The sequence below is a fragment of the Rathayibacter sp. VKM Ac-2856 genome (genome assembly GCF_013205055.1).
Taxonomy (GTDB): Bacteria; Actinomycetota; Actinomycetes; order Actinomycetales; family Microbacteriaceae; genus Rathayibacter.
The window spans coordinates 1,121,153-1,134,894 of sequence record NZ_JABMLF010000001.1 but is presented as its reverse complement, the minus strand read 5'-3'; the positions used below and the strand labels follow the sequence as shown (position 1 = coordinate 1,134,894).

The following is a 13,742-nucleotide window of genomic DNA, read 5'->3' as shown; positions in this document are numbered from 1 at the left end:
CGGGACGGCGGCCTGCGTTGCGCGCCGCGGCTCCGCGGTCCGGGCAGGGTCGTGCCAGAGTCTCCGGATGATGACGACGACGAGAGACGAAGAACGCCGGCGGCCGGTCTGGCACGGACTCCTCGCGGTGGTCATGGCTGCCGCCGTTGCGGCGACGTCCCTGAGGGGCATCGACTCGCCCTACGACACCGTGACCGTCGTCGTCTGCGGCCTGGCCTCCGCCGTCGCCGTCGTCTCGCTGTTCCGTCGCGGGTGACACTCGGCCGCAGCGACACCCGGCCGCAGCGGCACTCGACCGGCCCGCCGTCCCGCCTCCGCCGGAACGCAGGACCGTACCGGTCAGCCCGCGAGCTCCGCGACCGCGTCCAGCTCGTCCAGCGAGCCGATCCGCCGCACGCCGAGCTCGACGGCCTCCGCCGGCAGCTCGCGCCCGTGCTCGGGCCCGCCGACCCGGTCGAGCCACACCCCGCGCAGGCCCGCGCGCGCCGCGCCGATCGCATCGGTGCCCAGCCGGTCGCCCACGTACAGCGCGTCAGTCGGAGCGACGCCGAACCGCTCGCAGGCGACGTGGAAGATCCGCGCGTCCGGCTTCGTCACGCCGACCTCGCCCGACGCGACGAGGTGCTCGATCCGCTCCGTGAGGCCGATCGCGTCCGTCTTGCCCGTCTGGAAGTCGAGGTCGCCGTTGGTGATCACGCCGATCCGGACGCCCGCCGCGTCGAGCCGGTCGAGCGCGGGCAGCGCGTCGTCGTGCAGCGTCCACGCCGCGACGTAGTGCCCCAGGTAGCTCGCGAACCACGCGCTCGCCTGCTCCGGATCGAGCACGACGCCCGCGTCCGCCGCGAAGGCCGCCGCCCGCGCCCGGCGCTGCCCCTCGTAGTCCAGCTCGCCGGCGAGGTAGCGGTGGTAGTGCTCCTCCTCCAGTGCGTACCAGCGCCGCTGGAGCGCGCCCGCGTCGCCCCGGTACGCCTTGCCCAGGGTCGCCGCGTAGGCGACGATGCCCTCCCGCACCGCGCGGGCGTGCGCGAAGAGCGTGTCGTCGAGGTCGAAGAGGGCGAGCCGGATCATCGCGCTCAGCGGCTGCGGCGGAGGAAGCCGACGCGCTCGTACACGGTCGCGAGCGTCCGCTCGGCCGTCTCGGAGGCGCGGTCGGCGGCGCGGGAGAGCACCCGGTCGAGCTCGGCCGGGTCGGCGAGCAGCTCGGCGGTGCGCTCGCGGATCGGGTCGAAGGTCGCCGCGACGACCTCGACGAGGCCCTTCTTCAGATCGCCGTACCCGCGACCGGCGTACTCCTGCTCGAGCGACTCGATCGTGCGGTCGGCGAGGACCGAGTACACGGTCAGCAGATTGGAGACGCCGGGCTTGGCCTCGCGGTCGAAGCGCACCTCGGACTCGGTGTCCGTGACGGCGCGCATGATCTTCTTCGCGGTGACCTTGGGCTCGTCCAGCACGCTGAGCAGGCCCGCGTCCGACTCCGCCGACTTCGACATCTTCGCGCCGGGGTTCTGCAGGTCGTAGATCTTCGCGGTCTCGCGCGCGATGTGCGGCTCCGGGATGCGGAAGGTGCCGCCGAAGCGCGTGTTGAAGCGGTTCGCGAGGTCGCGGGTCAGCTCGAGGTGCTGGCGCTGGTCCTCGCCGACCGGGACCGAGTCGGTCTGGTACAGCAGGATGTCGGCCGCCATCAGGATCGGGTAGGTGAAGAGGCCGACCGAGGCCGCCTCCGTGCCCTGCTTCGCCGACTTGTCCTTGAACTGCGTCATCCGGCTGGCCTCGCCGAAGCCGGTGACCGTGTTGAGGATCCACGCCAGCTCGGCGTGCGCGGGGACGTGCGACTGGATGAACAGCGTCGAGCGCTCCGGGTCGATGCCGGCCGCGATGTACTGCGCGGCGGTCGCGCGGGTGCGGGCGCGCAGCTCGGCGGGCTCCTGCGGCACGGTGATCGCGTGCAGATCGACGACGCAGAAGTAGGCGTCGAAGCCGTCCTGCATCGCGACCCACTGGGTGAGGGCGCCGATGTAGTTGCCGAGGTGCAGCGAGCCCGAGGAGGGCTGCATGCCGGAGAAGATGACGGGCTTCGCGCCCGGAGTGCTGGGGGTCATGGTGTGGCCTCGAATGCGGTGCGGTCGCGCGGTGTGCGCGGGGGAGGGGGAGGAGGGACTGGCGGGCTCGGCGCGGCGCGAGCCCGGGAGCTCAGAGCTCGTAGTCGACGACGACGGGCGCGTGATCGGACCAGCGCGTGTCCCAGGCGCTCGCGCGGTCGATCTCGTAGCTGCGGGCGAGCGCGGCGAGCTCGGGCGTCGCCAGCTGGTAGTCGATCCGCCAGCCGGTGTCGGTGTCGAAGGCCTGGCCGCGCTGCGACCACCAGGTGTAGGGCCCGGGCACCTCGCCGGCGAAGCGGCGGCCGAGGTCGACCCAGCCCAGGCCGGCTCCGGCGTTGTAGCCCTCCTCGCCCTCGGCGCCGACGAAGCGGTCGAAGTAGGCGCGCTCCTCGGGGAGGAAGCCGGCCTTCTTGACGTTGCCCTTCCAGTTCTTGATGTCGAGGGTGCGGTGGCCGACGTTGAGGTCGCCCATCACGACGGCGAGCGGGCTGTGCGCCTGCAGCTGCGGCAGGCGCTCGATCATCGCGTCGAGGAAGCGCATCTTCTCGTCCTGCTTCGGCGTGCCGACACCGCCCGAGTGCACGTAGGTCGAGACGACGGTGACGGTGCGGCCGTCGACCTCGTAGTCGGCCTCGAGCCAGCGGCCCGCCGAGTCGAAGTCGTCGGCGCCGAGGGCGACCCGGTGGATCGAGGCGCGGTGGCGCGAGGCGAGCGCGACTCCGGCGCGGCCCTTGGCCGTCGCCTCGTCGTGCAGGACATCCCACTCGTCGCCGAGGAGGCCGGTGAGGTCGTCGGTGGAGGCGCGGACCTCCTGCAGGGCGAGGATGTCGACGTCGCGGGCGGCGAGCCAGTCGCCCATGCCCTTGCGGAAGGCGGCGCGGACGCCGTTGACGTTGACGGAGGCGATGCGGAGCGGCTTTCGAGTCACCGGAGCAGTCTACGGAGGACCGGCGACAGGCGAGCGGCAGGCGGCGGCGAGGTCCCCGGGTACGCGGAAGCCGGCGGCCCCGTCCGCGGCGCCCCCCTCGGAGGAGGGGGCGACGCGGGATCGGGACCGCCGGCGGGACCGCTCAGGACGGTCGGTCGGTGGGCGCCGGGATCAGACGGCGACGGGGCGGGCCGTGGCCGGCTCCGGGACCTCGGCGACGACCGGGGCCCGCTTGATGCTCTTCGCGACGATCACGCAGACCGCCGTGACGACCATGCCGACGAGGATCGCGACCAGGTAGAGCAGCGGCTGCCCCACCAGTCCGGTCACCCAGACACCGCCGTGCGGGGCGCGGAGCGTCGAGCCGAACAGCGCGACGAGCGCACCGGTGACGGCCGAGCCGATCATCGCGGAGGGGATCACGCGCAGCGGGTCGACCGCGGCGAACGGGATCGCTCCCTCGGAGATGAACGACGCGCCCAGCAGGTAGGCCGCCTTGCCGTTCTGGCGCTCGGCGTCGGTGAAGAGGCGCTTGCGGAGCGACGTGGCGAGCGCGAGGCCCAGCGGCGGGGTCATGCCCGCCGCCATCACGATCGCCATCACCTTGAACTGCACCGAGTTCGGGTCGCCGTCCGCGGGGACGGAGGCGAGACCCGTGGTCGCGAAGGCGTAGGCCACCTTGTTGACCGGGCCGCCCATGTCGAACGCCATCATCAGGCCCAGAATGATCCCGAGGATGATCAGGTTGCCGCCGGTGAGACCCGAGAGCCAGGCCGACAGTCCCTCGCTCAGCGCGCGCAGCGGCGCTCCGAGCACGACGAACATCAGGAAGCCCGTGATGAAGGTCGCGATCAGCGGGATGATGACGACCGGCATCAGCGACTTGAACGCCGCCGGCAGCTTGATCCGCGAGATGTAGAGCGCCGCGTAGCCGGCGATGAAGCCGGAGGCGAGGCCGCCGAGGAAGCCGGCGCCGACGGTGACCGCCACGGCGCCGCCGAGGAAGCCGGGCGCGATGCCGGGGCGGTCCGCGATGCCGAAGGCGATGAAGCCCGAGAGCACGGGGACCAGGAACGCGAAGGTCGCGCCGCCGATCAGGAACATCACTCCGGCCCAGTCGGTGATGTTCGCGATGTCGAAGCCGTTGTCGATGATCTGCTGCGGCGTGTAGCTGACGATCTGGTAGCCGCCGAAGAGGAACGACAGCGCGATCAGCAGACCGCCCGCCGCGACGAACGGGATCATGTACGAGACGCCGGTCATCAGGTTCTGGCGGATGCGCGTGCCGACGCCCACCTTCTTGGGCGCGGCGGGGGCCGCGGCCGGGGTCGAGCGGGTGGCGGCAGCAGCCGTGCCGGTGCCGCGCAGGGCGAGCGCCCGGTCGAGCACCTCGTCGGGCTTCGACAGCGCCTCGGCGACGCCGACCTGGAGGATCGGCTTGCCGGCGAAGCGCTCCTTGCCGCGGACCTCGAGGTCGGCGGCGAGGATGACGACGTCCGCGGCGGCGATGTCGCCCGCGGTCATCTCGTCCGAGCCGGCGGCGCCCTGCGTCTCGACGTGGATCGGGTAGCCGCGCTTCTTCGCAGCCTGCTCGAGCGCCTCGGCGGCCATGTAGGTGTGCGCGATGCCGGCGATGCAGCTGGTGACGGCCACGAAGCGCGGGCCGGTCGTCGCGGCGGCGGCGGGCGCGTCCTGGACCTTCGCGGCGGCGCGATCGATGACTTCGGCGGCCTTGGCGAGCGCCTCCGAGGTGCCGACCTCGAGGGTCGGCTTGCCGGTGAAGCGCTCCTTGCCGCGGACCTCGAGGTCGGCGGCGAGGATCACGACGTCCGCGTCGGCGATCGTCTGGTCCGACATCGGGTCGGAGCCGGCCGCGCCCTGGGTCTCGACCTGGATCTCGTACCCCTTCTTCTTGGCGGCCTGCTCGAGGGCCTCGGCCGCCATGTAGGTGTGGGCGATGCCGGCGATGCAGCTGGTGACGGCGACGATCTTCACGAGACGACGACCTCTCGGGCGATGATGTCCGCGACCTCCTGGCCGCTGGAGGCGGCGCGGAGCGAACCGGTGAAGGACTCGTGGATCAGCTTGCGGGCGAGCTGGGCGAGGATCTTGAGGTGGGCCTGGTCCGCGCCGTCGGGGGCGGCGATGAGGAAGATCAGGTCGGCGGGGCCGTCCGGAGCGCCGAAGTCCACGCCGGACTTCGCGATGCCGACCGCGACGCTGGGGGAGACGACGTGCGCGGAGCGGGCGTGGGGGATCCCGATGCCGCCGGGCATGCCGGTGGCCATCTGCGACTCGCGGTCGCGGACGTCGGCGAGGAAGCCGTCGAGGTCGGTGACGCGGCCGGCGTCGGCGAGCGTCTTCGCGAGCTGCGCGGTGGCCTCGTCCTTCGTGGCGGCGGTGAGGTCGACGATGACCGTCGACGCCTCGGTGAGAGCAGTCATGCGCTCAGTTCTCCAATCGGGAGGGTGGGATCGGGGTTCTCGACGACGGAGACGTCGTCGAGGCGGAGGGAGTCGGGACCCGGGGCTTCACTGCCCGGGAGGGTGACGGCGGCGGTGCCCCAGGCGACGGCCGTCCGCAGACGCTCCGCCTCCGAGGCGTCGGTCGCCGACAGGTAGCCCGCGAGGGTGCTGTCGCCGGCGCCGACGGTGCTGAGGGGCACGACGGGGGGTGCGCCCGCCCACCACGACGAGTCCGCCGTGATGAGGAGGGCGCCGTGCTCTCCGAGGCTCACGAGCGCTCGCGCGTCCGGGAGGCGGAGGAGTGTGCGGGCTCCGTCGACGACGTCGCCGACGGTCGCGAGGGAGCGGCCGAGGAGCTCCTCGAGCTCCTCGAGGTTGGGCTTCACCAGCGTCGCGGTGCCGGCCGCGATGATCGCGGTCAGCGGTGCTCCGGAGGTGTCGACGGCGAGCGGGACGCCGAAGTGGGTGGCGAGACGGCCGAGCTGCGCGTAGAAGTCGTCGCCGAGTCCGGGCGGGACGCTCCCGCAGGCGACGAGCCAGCGGGGGGCGGCGACCACGTGGTCGCAGATCAGGGCGGAGAGGGCCTTCGCCTCGTCGGCGCTCACGGCCGGGCCGGGCTCGTTGATCTTGGTGGTCCGGCCGCTCGCGTCGTCGACGACGGTGATGTTGGTGCGGATCGGCTGCGCGATCGCCGCGCTGGCCGAGGCGACCCCGGCGGTCTCGAGCATGGTGCGCAGATCGAGGCCCGTGGAGGCGTCGGCCGGGTAGATCGCCGTGGCGTCGACGCCGTTGCGGGCGAGGGCGCGGGCGACGTTGACGCCCTTGCCGGCCGGGTCGCGTCGCACGTCGTGGGCGCGGTTGACCTCGCCGACGGCGAAGCCGGTCGTGGAGAGGGTGACGTCGATGCTCGGGTTGGCGGTGACGGTGACGATCATGCGCGGACCACCTCGGGGCCGGCCGACTCGATGTCGTCGGCGAGCTCGTCGTCGACCTCTCGGTCGGTGATGACGGTGTCGACCGCGGACAGCGGGGCGACGTGCCCGAAGTCCTGGCGGCCGAACTTGGAGTGGTCGGCGAGGACGACGACCCGGCGCGCGGCGGCGATGAGCGCGGTCTTGACGACGGCCTCGTCGAGATCGGGGGTGGTGAGCCCGCGCTCCCGGCTGATGCCGTTGGTGCCGATGAAGGCGACGTCCACCGAGACGGTGGGGATCACCTGGGCGACCCACGGTCCGACGGCGGCCTGCGTGACTCCGCGCAGATGCCCGCCGATGAAGTGCAGGTCGATGTTGGGCCGGCCGACGAGCGCCATCGCGACGGGGAGGGAATGGGTGACGACCGTCAGCCGGCGGTCCAGGGGGAGCAGCTCCGCGAGGCGGACCGTGGTGGTCCCCGCGTCGATGGCGATCGAGCCGCCGTCGGGCACCTCGGCGAGCGCGGCGGTGGCGATGCGGTCCTTCTCGCCGGCGAGGTGGCCCTCGCGGGCGGCGACCTCGGGCTCGATCCCCAGGCGCTCGACGGGGATGGCTCCGCCGTGGGCCCGGCGCAGCAGACCGCGCTTCTCGAGACTGGTGAGGTCCCGGCGGATCGTCTCGGGCGTGACCGCGAGGGACTGCGCGAGGTCGCGGACCTCGACCCGCCCGTCGGTGCGGGCGCGATCCAGGATCGCCTGGTGCCGCTCCGGTGCGTACATGTGGACTCCGTCGTCTCGCGTGATCGTGCGCCTCGTCCGCGGTGTCGATGCCGACCTCGGATCTGCGTTTACATCTTTTTAGACCCGTTCGTGTCCGATGTCAACAGAAACGGACATATCCGACAGGCGTCGTGCAACGACCGCCCGGCCGGCTGCTGATGCAGGGGCGGGACGCAGGGCGCCGCGGTCTAGGCGGCGGACTTCTCCAGCTCGTCCTCGAGGCGCGAGAGCTGCTTCTCCAGCCGCCGGCGCTTGAGCAGCGAGGCGTCGGGCAGAGCGGCGCGCAGGCGCTCGCGCTCCGCCTCGGCGAGGGTGCGGCGGGCGAGGCGCAGCTGCTCCTCCCGCTCGCGCTCGATCTCGTCCGGGGTGCGCTTGCGGGCCGAGATGCCCGCGTCGCTCATGCCGACCGAGATCCAGGAGGCGACGATCAGGATCACCTGGCAGACCAGGTTGAACCAGATCAGCAGACCGATCAGGACGGCGAAGGAGGCGAGCAGCGGATTGCGCGACGCTCCGCCGAGCAGCTGCGTCCCGAGGATCTTGAGGGCCCCGAGCGCGATGCCGCCCATCAGGGAGCCGACCCACAGGTTCTTCCACGGGATCGGGATGCCGCTGAGGATCCGGAACGACCCGGCGAGCGTCGCGGTGTCGAGCGCGAGCATGATCAGCAGACCGACGACGGTACCGGTGACGCGGCCGAGCGTCGAGTCGCTGCCGATCCCCAGCAGGTCGAACGCGACGTCGACGAACGAGGTGGAGAAGACGGAGAGCGCCGCCGACACGACCAGCACCGCGCCGAAGACGAGCGCGAGCCCCGCGTCCTTGAGCTTGAGCAGGACGAACAGGACCGTCGGACCGGGCAGGGAGAACAGGATCCGCACGGCCTGGCGGAGACTGCCGAGGAAGTTGAGGGCGGTCCAGAGCAGACCCGCGGCGGCGATCGCTCCGGTCCAGCCGAGGATCGACGAGTCGAGCAGCGTGTCGATCGACACCAGCGAGTTCTTCTCGTCGCCGATCAGCCCGGGCACCGAGCTGGTGAGCAGCTGCAGGAGCGAGTCGCGCAGCGCCGCGTTGTCGCGCAGCACGAACCCGAACACCGCGAAGAACACGAACAGCGCCGCGAAGATCGCGAACAGCGCCTGGAACGCGAGCCCCGACGCGAACAGCGGCCCCCCGCTCTCGGAGTAGTGCAGCATCACCCGCACCGGCCGCGTCCGCATGATCCGCTCGAACAGCGCCGGGATGCCGCGCGGTGCCTCGGTCGCCGCCTCCGTCATGCCCTCCAGCGTAGGGGCGCCCGCGGGCCCCGGGGCACGGCGGCCCCCCGCGCCCGCCGCGCCCTCGGGCACGCCTGCCCCTGGCCTCCACCCGACTCCCGCGACGCCTCCGCCGAACCCCCGGCTCGTGAAACCACCTCCGGCTCGTGGAATCGCCCACTTCCGGCGTGCCGGAGTCGACTTCGCGAGCCCGGCGTCGCCGGTTGGTCGTCCGTCCGACGTCCGGCTCGTGAAACCACCTCCGGCTCGTGGAATCGCGCACTTCTGGCGTGCCGGAGTCGACTTCGCGAGCCCGACGTCGCCGGATGGTCGTCCGTCCCACGTCCGGCTCGTGAAACCACCTCCGGCTCGTGGAATCGCGCACTTCTGACGTGCCGGGTCGATTTCGCGAGCCGGACTTCGCCGGTTGGTCGTCCGTCCCACGTCCGGCTCGTGGAACCACCTCCGGCTCGTGGAATCATGTACTTTCGAGGTGCCGAAGTCCATTTGGCGAGCCGAACGGCCGGCCGCGGTCTCTCCTGCTCGTGAAACGGCCCTCGGCTCGTCACTCCGCTCGTTCCTCGCGTGCCGGACCTGTCTCCGCGAGCCCGACGTTCGTCCGCCCCACCTCCGGCTCGTGAGAAGAACGCCGGCTCGTGGAATGGCTCACTTCTGACGTGCCGGAGTCGGTTTCGCGTGCCCGAGAGGCGGCCTCGGACCGTCCGGCTCGTGAAGCGGTCCTCGGCTCGTGGACTCGCTCATTTCCGGCGTGCCGGACGGGTTTCCACGTGCCGGACCTGGGCTGCGGCGCTCTCCGGTTCGGGGCGTGAGCCTCGGGCTCCTGAGATCGCGTCGTGCGGACGGGTCGGAGCGGGTCATGCCGGCCAGAGCGGGTGCCGCGGGGGCGAGCGGCTGCCGCGGCGGCGCGGGCTCAGCGCTGAGGGCCGCGGGCGTGGACCGCGAGGATGCTGTCGCGCGTGCGCGGCCAGTGGTGCATCACGTCGGCGTAGGTGAAGCGGAGGGTCGTGTAGCCGCGTTCGGCGGCGGCGCGGTCGCGGTCCCGGTCGCGCTGGAAGGACTGCGGGTCGTCGTGCCAGGTGCGGCTGTCCACCTCGATGATCAGCCACCCGTCGATGACCAGATCGACCCGGCCGACCCCGTCGATCTCGACCTGGACGTCGCAGACGAGTCCGAGCAGATGCAGGCGCACCCGCGTGATCGACTCGGTTCCCGATTCCGCGCGAGCGTTCACGAGCTCGGCGACGACGGCGAAGCGCCGCGGCAGAGCGGTCCGCATCTGCGCGAGGGCCTCCGGTCCGACCAGGCGCAGTCGCAGGCAGGAGTCGGCCACGGCCACGGCGTACTCGAGTGGCTGACAGAGGAACACCTGCGTCAGCGCCTCGACCCGTGTCGCCCGGATGGAGCGGTACTCCGTCCGCCGTGCCCGGCGACTCCAGTGCGTGACGACGCCGTCGCCGAGTTCACGCGGACGGGGCCGCGAACTCGACGTGACCGCGAGATGGAGGCGGGAGTCAGGCGGGCGGAAGGCGCCCGCCTCGGCGAGCAGGGAGATGCAGGACAGCGACCCGCACGCTTCTGCCGCCCTCAGCTCCTCCTCGGACGCGTGCGGCGTCGCGTACCAGCCGCGTCGGATGCGGCGCAGCGCGCCCGAGCGCACGGCGGCCGTGGCGTCGACGCCGATCGCGTGAAGGTAGCCGATGTGGTGAACTCCGTACTGCATGCGCCGACTCTGCCGCGCGGCGTCGAGGCGGAGTGAGCCGTCTCTTCGTTCGGTGGACAGCCACGCAGGACGGACCCCTGTGGAGGAGACGACCCTTGTCGCGGATGGTGTCTCGAGGGGAGTCGTCGGTGGACAGTGCTCGGGCGCACCGACTCTGTCCGCGTCAGCGCACCGGTGGGTTCTCGCGTGCCGGTGGCGACAGCGGGCAGGATTCGGCTCGCGAAAAGCGCTTCGGCTCGGGGATCGATGGGTTTCCGCGTGCCGAGGGTGTTTTCGCGTGCCGGAGGTGAGTCGGGGTGAGGTTCGGCTCGTGGAATGAGCTTCGGCTCGTGAGATCGGCCGATTTTGGCGTGCCGAGGGTGTTTTCGCGTGCCGGAGGTGAGTCGGGGTGGGGTTCGGCTCGTGGAGTGAGCTTCGGCTCGTGGGATCGGCGGGTTTCCGCGTGCCGGAGGTGTTTTCGCGTGCCGGAGGTGAGTCGGGGTGAGGTTCGGCTCGTGGAGTGAGCTTCGGCTCGTGAGATCGGCCGATTTTGGCGTGCCGAGGGTGTTTTCGCGTGCCGGAGGTGAGTCGGGGTGAGGTTCGGCTCGTGGAGTGAGCTTCGGCTCGTGAGATCGGCAGATTTTCGCGTGCCGGAGGTGTTTTCGCGTGCCGGAGGTGAGTCGGGGTGAGGTTCGGCTCGTGGAATCCGCTTCGGCTCGTGGGATCGGACGGTTTCCGCGTGCCGAGGGTCTTCTCGCGTGCCGAAGGTGGCGCCCGGGTGACCGAGCTGGACCTGCGTGCCGGAGACCGCGCGCCGCCCCTCCTCACCCGCGCGGCGCGCGCAGCGGACCCCAGGGACGACGAACGGCCCGCCGGATCCGAGGAACCGACGGGCCGAACGGGGGAGGCGAGCCGCACTGGCCCGCTCAGTCCCGGGTGATCAGGCGCGGCCGCGGATGACGGCCTGCTTCACCTCGGCGATCGCCTGGGTGATCTGGATGCCGCGGGGGCAGGCCTCGGTGCAGTTGAAGGTCGTGCGGCAGCGCCAGACGCCCTCCTTGTCGTTGAGGATGTCCAGGCGGGCTCCGCCGGCGTCGTCGCGCGAGTCGAAGATGAAGCGGTGCGCGTTCACGATCGCGGCGGGGCCGAAGTACTGCCCGTCGGTCCAGAACACGGGGCAGGACGACGTGCACGCGGCGCAGAGGATGCACTTCGTGGTGTCGTCGAAGCGGGCGCGGTCGGCGACCGACTGCACGCGCTCCTTGCCCTTGGTCGGCGGGGTGTTCGCGATCAGGAACGGCTGCACCTCGCGGTAGGAGGCGAAGAACGGCTCCATGTCCACGACGAGGTCCTTCTCGAGGGGCAGGCCCTTGATCGCCTCGATGTAGATCGGCTGCGAGATGTCGAGATCCTTGATCAGCGTCTTGCAGGCCAGGCGGTTGCGGCCGTTGATCCGCATCGCGTCGGAGCCGCAGATGCCGTGCGCGCAGGAGCGACGGAAGGTCAGCGACCCGTCCTGGTCCCACTTGATCCGGTGCAGCGCGTCGAGGACGCGGTCGGTCGAGAACATCTCGACGTCGAAGTCCTGCCAGCGCGGCTCGGTGTCCTGCTCGGGATCGAAGCGGCGGATGATGAAGGTGACGGTGAACGCCTCCGGGGCCGCGGGTGCGGCGGGGGGCTGCTCGAGAGTGGCGGTCGACACGGCTAGTACTTCCTCTCCATCGGCTGGTACCGGGTGATCACGACGGGCTTCCAATCGAGGCGGATGTGGTCGCCCGCATCGGAGGAGTGGGCGTCACCGGAGAGGTACGCCATCGTGTGCTGCATGTAGTTCTCGTCGTCGCGCTTGGGGTAGTCGTCGCGCATGTGGCCGCCGCGGCTCTCCTTGCGGTTGCGCGCGGAGTAGACGACGACCTCGGCGAGGTCGAGGAGGAAGCCGAGCTCGACCGCCTCCAGGAGGTCGGTGTTGAAGCGCTTGCCCTTGTCCTGCACCGAGATGTTGCGGAACCGGTCGCGCAGGCGCTGGATCGTGCCCGTGACCTGCTCGAGCGACTCGTCGGTCCGGAAGACCTGCGCGTTCTTGTCCATCTCGTCCTGCAGCTCCTTGCGGATCGAGGCGATCCGCTCGGTGCCGGTGGCGCTGCGGAGCGAGGCGAGCATGTCGCGGATCGCGCCGGCCGGGTTCTCGGGCAGCGGGGTGAAGTCGACGGTCTGCGAGTAGTCGGCGGCGTTGTTGCCGCTGCGCTTGCCGAAGACGTTGATGTCGAGCAGCGAGTTGGTGCCCAGGCGGTTCGAGCCGTGCACCGAGACGCAGGCGCACTCGCCGGCGGCGTAGAGGCCGGGGACGACGGTGCTGTTGTCCGAGAGGACCTCGGCCTTCACGTTGGTCGGGATGCCGCCCATCGCGTAGTGCGCGGTCGGCATGACCGGCACGGGCTCGACGACCGGGTCGACGCCCAGGTAGGTGCGGGCGAACTCGGTGATGTCCGGGAGCTTGGTCTCGAGGACCTCGGCGCCGAGGTGGGTGCAGTCGAGCAGCACGTAGTCCTTGTGCGGACCGGCGCCGCGGCCCTCCGCGACCTCCTGGACCATGCAGCGGGCGACGATGTCGCGCGGCGCGAGGTCCTTGATGGTGGGGGCGTAGCGCTCCATGAAGCGCTCGCCCGAGGCGTTGCGGAGGATCGCTCCCTCTCCTCGCGCTCCCTCGGTGAGGAGGATGCCGAGCCCGGCGAGGCCGGTCGGGTGGAACTGGAAGAACTCCATGTCCTCGAGCGGGAGGCCCTTGCGCCAGATGATGCCGACGCCGTCGCCCGTGAGGGTGTGCGCGTTGGACGTCGTCTTGTAGATCTTGCCGAAGCCGCCGGTGGCGAAGATGATCGCCTTCGCCTGGAAGACGTGCAGCTCGCCGGTGGCGAGCTCGTAGGCGACGACGCCGGACGGCTTCTGCACGCCGTCGACCTCGGTCATCACGAGGTCGAGCACGTAGAACTCGTTGTAGAAGTTGATGCCGAGGCGGACGCAGTTCTGGAACAGCGTCTGCAGGATCATGTGGCCGGTGCGGTCGGCCGCGTAGCAGGCCCGGCGCACGGGCGCCTTGCCGTGGTCGCGGGTGTGGCCGCCGAAGCGGCGCTGGTCGATCTTGCCGTCCTCGGTGCGGTTGAAGGGGAGGCCCATGTTCTCGAGGTCGATGACCGCGTCGATGGCCTCCTTCGCGAGGATCTCCGCCGCGTCCTGGTCGACGAGGTAGTCGCCGCCCTTGACGGTGTCGAAGGTGTGCCACTCCCAGCTGTCCTCCTCCACGTTGGCGAGCGCGGCGGCCATGCCGCCCTGCGCCGCTCCGGTGTGGGAGCGCGTGGGGTAGAGCTTCGAGATGACGGCGGTCTTCGCCTTGGGCCCGGCCTCGATCGCCGCGCGCATGCCCGCGCCGCCGGCTCCCACGATCACCACGTCGAACTGGTGGTAGTGGACGCCGTCGTCTCCGACGGTCTTGGTGAAGGCGCTCTGTTCTGCGCCGCCGCTGTGGACGTGGCCTGGTGTGCTCACTGGGTGACTGCTCCGTTGAACGGGGTGGAAGGGCGGGA

12 protein-coding genes are annotated in these 13,742 nt (G+C 71.3%); 1 reads left to right on the top strand and 11 read right to left on the bottom strand.

What is annotated here, in order from left to right:
• Window positions 1-70 precede the first annotated feature (70 nt).
• Window positions 71-256, top strand: coding sequence for a hypothetical protein (locus tag HQQ82_RS05210; protein WP_173231954.1), 186 nt, complete (start codon window positions 71-73; stop codon window positions 254-256).
• An 83-nt stretch (window positions 257-339) separates the two neighbouring features.
• Here the strand turns inward: HQQ82_RS05210 and HQQ82_RS05205 are convergent, their stop codons facing one another.
• The 11 genes from HQQ82_RS05205 to sdhA form a co-directional block, all read right to left on the bottom strand.
• Window positions 340-1,068 carry an HAD family hydrolase gene (locus tag HQQ82_RS05205; RefSeq protein WP_173231953.1) on the bottom strand — a complete coding sequence of 243 codons (729 nt, stop codon included), beginning with the start codon at window positions 1,066-1,068 and terminating at the stop codon, window positions 340-342.
• Between the two features lie 5 nt (window positions 1,069-1,073).
• Entirely contained in the window at window positions 1,074-2,099 is a 1,026-nt protein-coding gene (gene trpS / locus HQQ82_RS05200; RefSeq protein WP_173231952.1) for a tryptophan--tRNA ligase, read from the bottom strand.
• Window positions 2,100-2,190: 91 nt separating this feature from the next.
• Window positions 2,191-3,027, bottom strand: a complete 837-nt coding sequence (locus HQQ82_RS05195) for an exodeoxyribonuclease III (RefSeq protein WP_173231951.1) — start codon at window positions 3,025-3,027, stop codon at window positions 2,191-2,193.
• A gap of 171 nt (window positions 3,028-3,198) precedes the next feature.
• Window positions 3,199-5,022 carry a PTS fructose-like transporter subunit IIB gene (locus tag HQQ82_RS05190; protein WP_216848205.1) on the bottom strand — a complete coding sequence of 608 codons (1,824 nt, stop codon included), beginning with the start codon at window positions 5,020-5,022 and terminating at the stop codon, window positions 3,199-3,201.
• Window positions 5,019-5,471, bottom strand: coding sequence for a PTS sugar transporter subunit IIA (locus HQQ82_RS05180; protein WP_216848203.1), 453 nt, complete (start codon window positions 5,469-5,471; stop codon window positions 5,019-5,021). The genes HQQ82_RS05190 and HQQ82_RS05180 overlap by 4 nt, the downstream gene beginning before the upstream one ends.
• A complete protein-coding gene (locus HQQ82_RS05175; RefSeq protein ID WP_173231950.1) occupies window positions 5,468-6,427 on the bottom strand; it encodes a 1-phosphofructokinase family hexose kinase in 960 nt (319 codons plus the stop codon). Before HQQ82_RS05175 ends, HQQ82_RS05180 begins: the two co-directional genes overlap by 4 nt.
• On the bottom strand, window positions 6,424-7,185 hold the full coding sequence (locus HQQ82_RS05170) for a DeoR/GlpR family DNA-binding transcription regulator (RefSeq protein ID WP_173231949.1): 762 nt from the start codon (window positions 7,183-7,185) through the stop codon (window positions 6,424-6,426). The genes HQQ82_RS05175 and HQQ82_RS05170 overlap by 4 nt, the downstream gene beginning before the upstream one ends.
• 188 nt (window positions 7,186-7,373) lie before the next feature.
• Entirely contained in the window at window positions 7,374-8,462 is a 1,089-nt protein-coding gene (locus tag HQQ82_RS05165) for a YhjD/YihY/BrkB family envelope integrity protein (RefSeq protein ID WP_173231948.1), read from the bottom strand.
• 910 nt (window positions 8,463-9,372) lie between these two features.
• Window positions 9,373-10,182, bottom strand: coding sequence for a hypothetical protein (locus HQQ82_RS05160; RefSeq protein ID WP_173231947.1), 810 nt, complete (start codon window positions 10,180-10,182; stop codon window positions 9,373-9,375).
• A 919-nt stretch (window positions 10,183-11,101) separates the two neighbouring features.
• Window positions 11,102-11,863, bottom strand: coding sequence for a succinate dehydrogenase iron-sulfur subunit (locus HQQ82_RS05155; protein ID WP_160088013.1), 762 nt, complete (start codon window positions 11,861-11,863; stop codon window positions 11,102-11,104).
• Between the two features lie 2 nt (window positions 11,864-11,865).
• Window positions 11,866-13,608, bottom strand: a complete 1,743-nt coding sequence (gene sdhA / locus HQQ82_RS05150) for a succinate dehydrogenase flavoprotein subunit (protein ID WP_367947856.1) — start codon at window positions 13,606-13,608, stop codon at window positions 11,866-11,868.
• Window positions 13,609-13,742: the final 134 nt, after the last annotated feature.

Excerpts from the sequence above, each read along its gene's own strand:
- HQQ82_RS05160 (WP_173231947.1), bottom strand. The coding sequence starts at position 10,182 with ATGCAGTACGGAGTTCACCACATCGGCTACCTTCACGCGATCGGCGTC.
- HQQ82_RS05205 (WP_173231953.1), bottom strand. The coding sequence starts at position 1,068 with ATGATCCGGCTCGCCCTCTTCGACCTCGACGACACGCTCTTCGCGCAC.
- HQQ82_RS05210 (WP_173231954.1), top strand. The coding sequence starts at position 71 with ATGACGACGACGAGAGACGAAGAACGCCGGCGGCCGGTCTGGCACGGA.
- HQQ82_RS05165 (WP_173231948.1), bottom strand. The coding sequence starts at position 8,462 with ATGACGGAGGCGGCGACCGAGGCACCGCGCGGCATCCCGGCGCTGTTC.
- HQQ82_RS05180 (WP_216848203.1), bottom strand. The coding sequence starts at position 5,471 with ATGACTGCTCTCACCGAGGCGTCGACGGTCATCGTCGACCTCACCGCC.
- HQQ82_RS05175 (WP_173231950.1), bottom strand. The coding sequence starts at position 6,427 with ATGATCGTCACCGTCACCGCCAACCCGAGCATCGACGTCACCCTCTCC.
- trpS (WP_173231952.1), bottom strand. The coding sequence starts at position 2,099 with ATGACCCCCAGCACTCCGGGCGCGAAGCCCGTCATCTTCTCCGGCATG.
- HQQ82_RS05170 (WP_173231949.1), bottom strand. The coding sequence starts at position 7,185 with ATGTACGCACCGGAGCGGCACCAGGCGATCCTGGATCGCGCCCGCACC.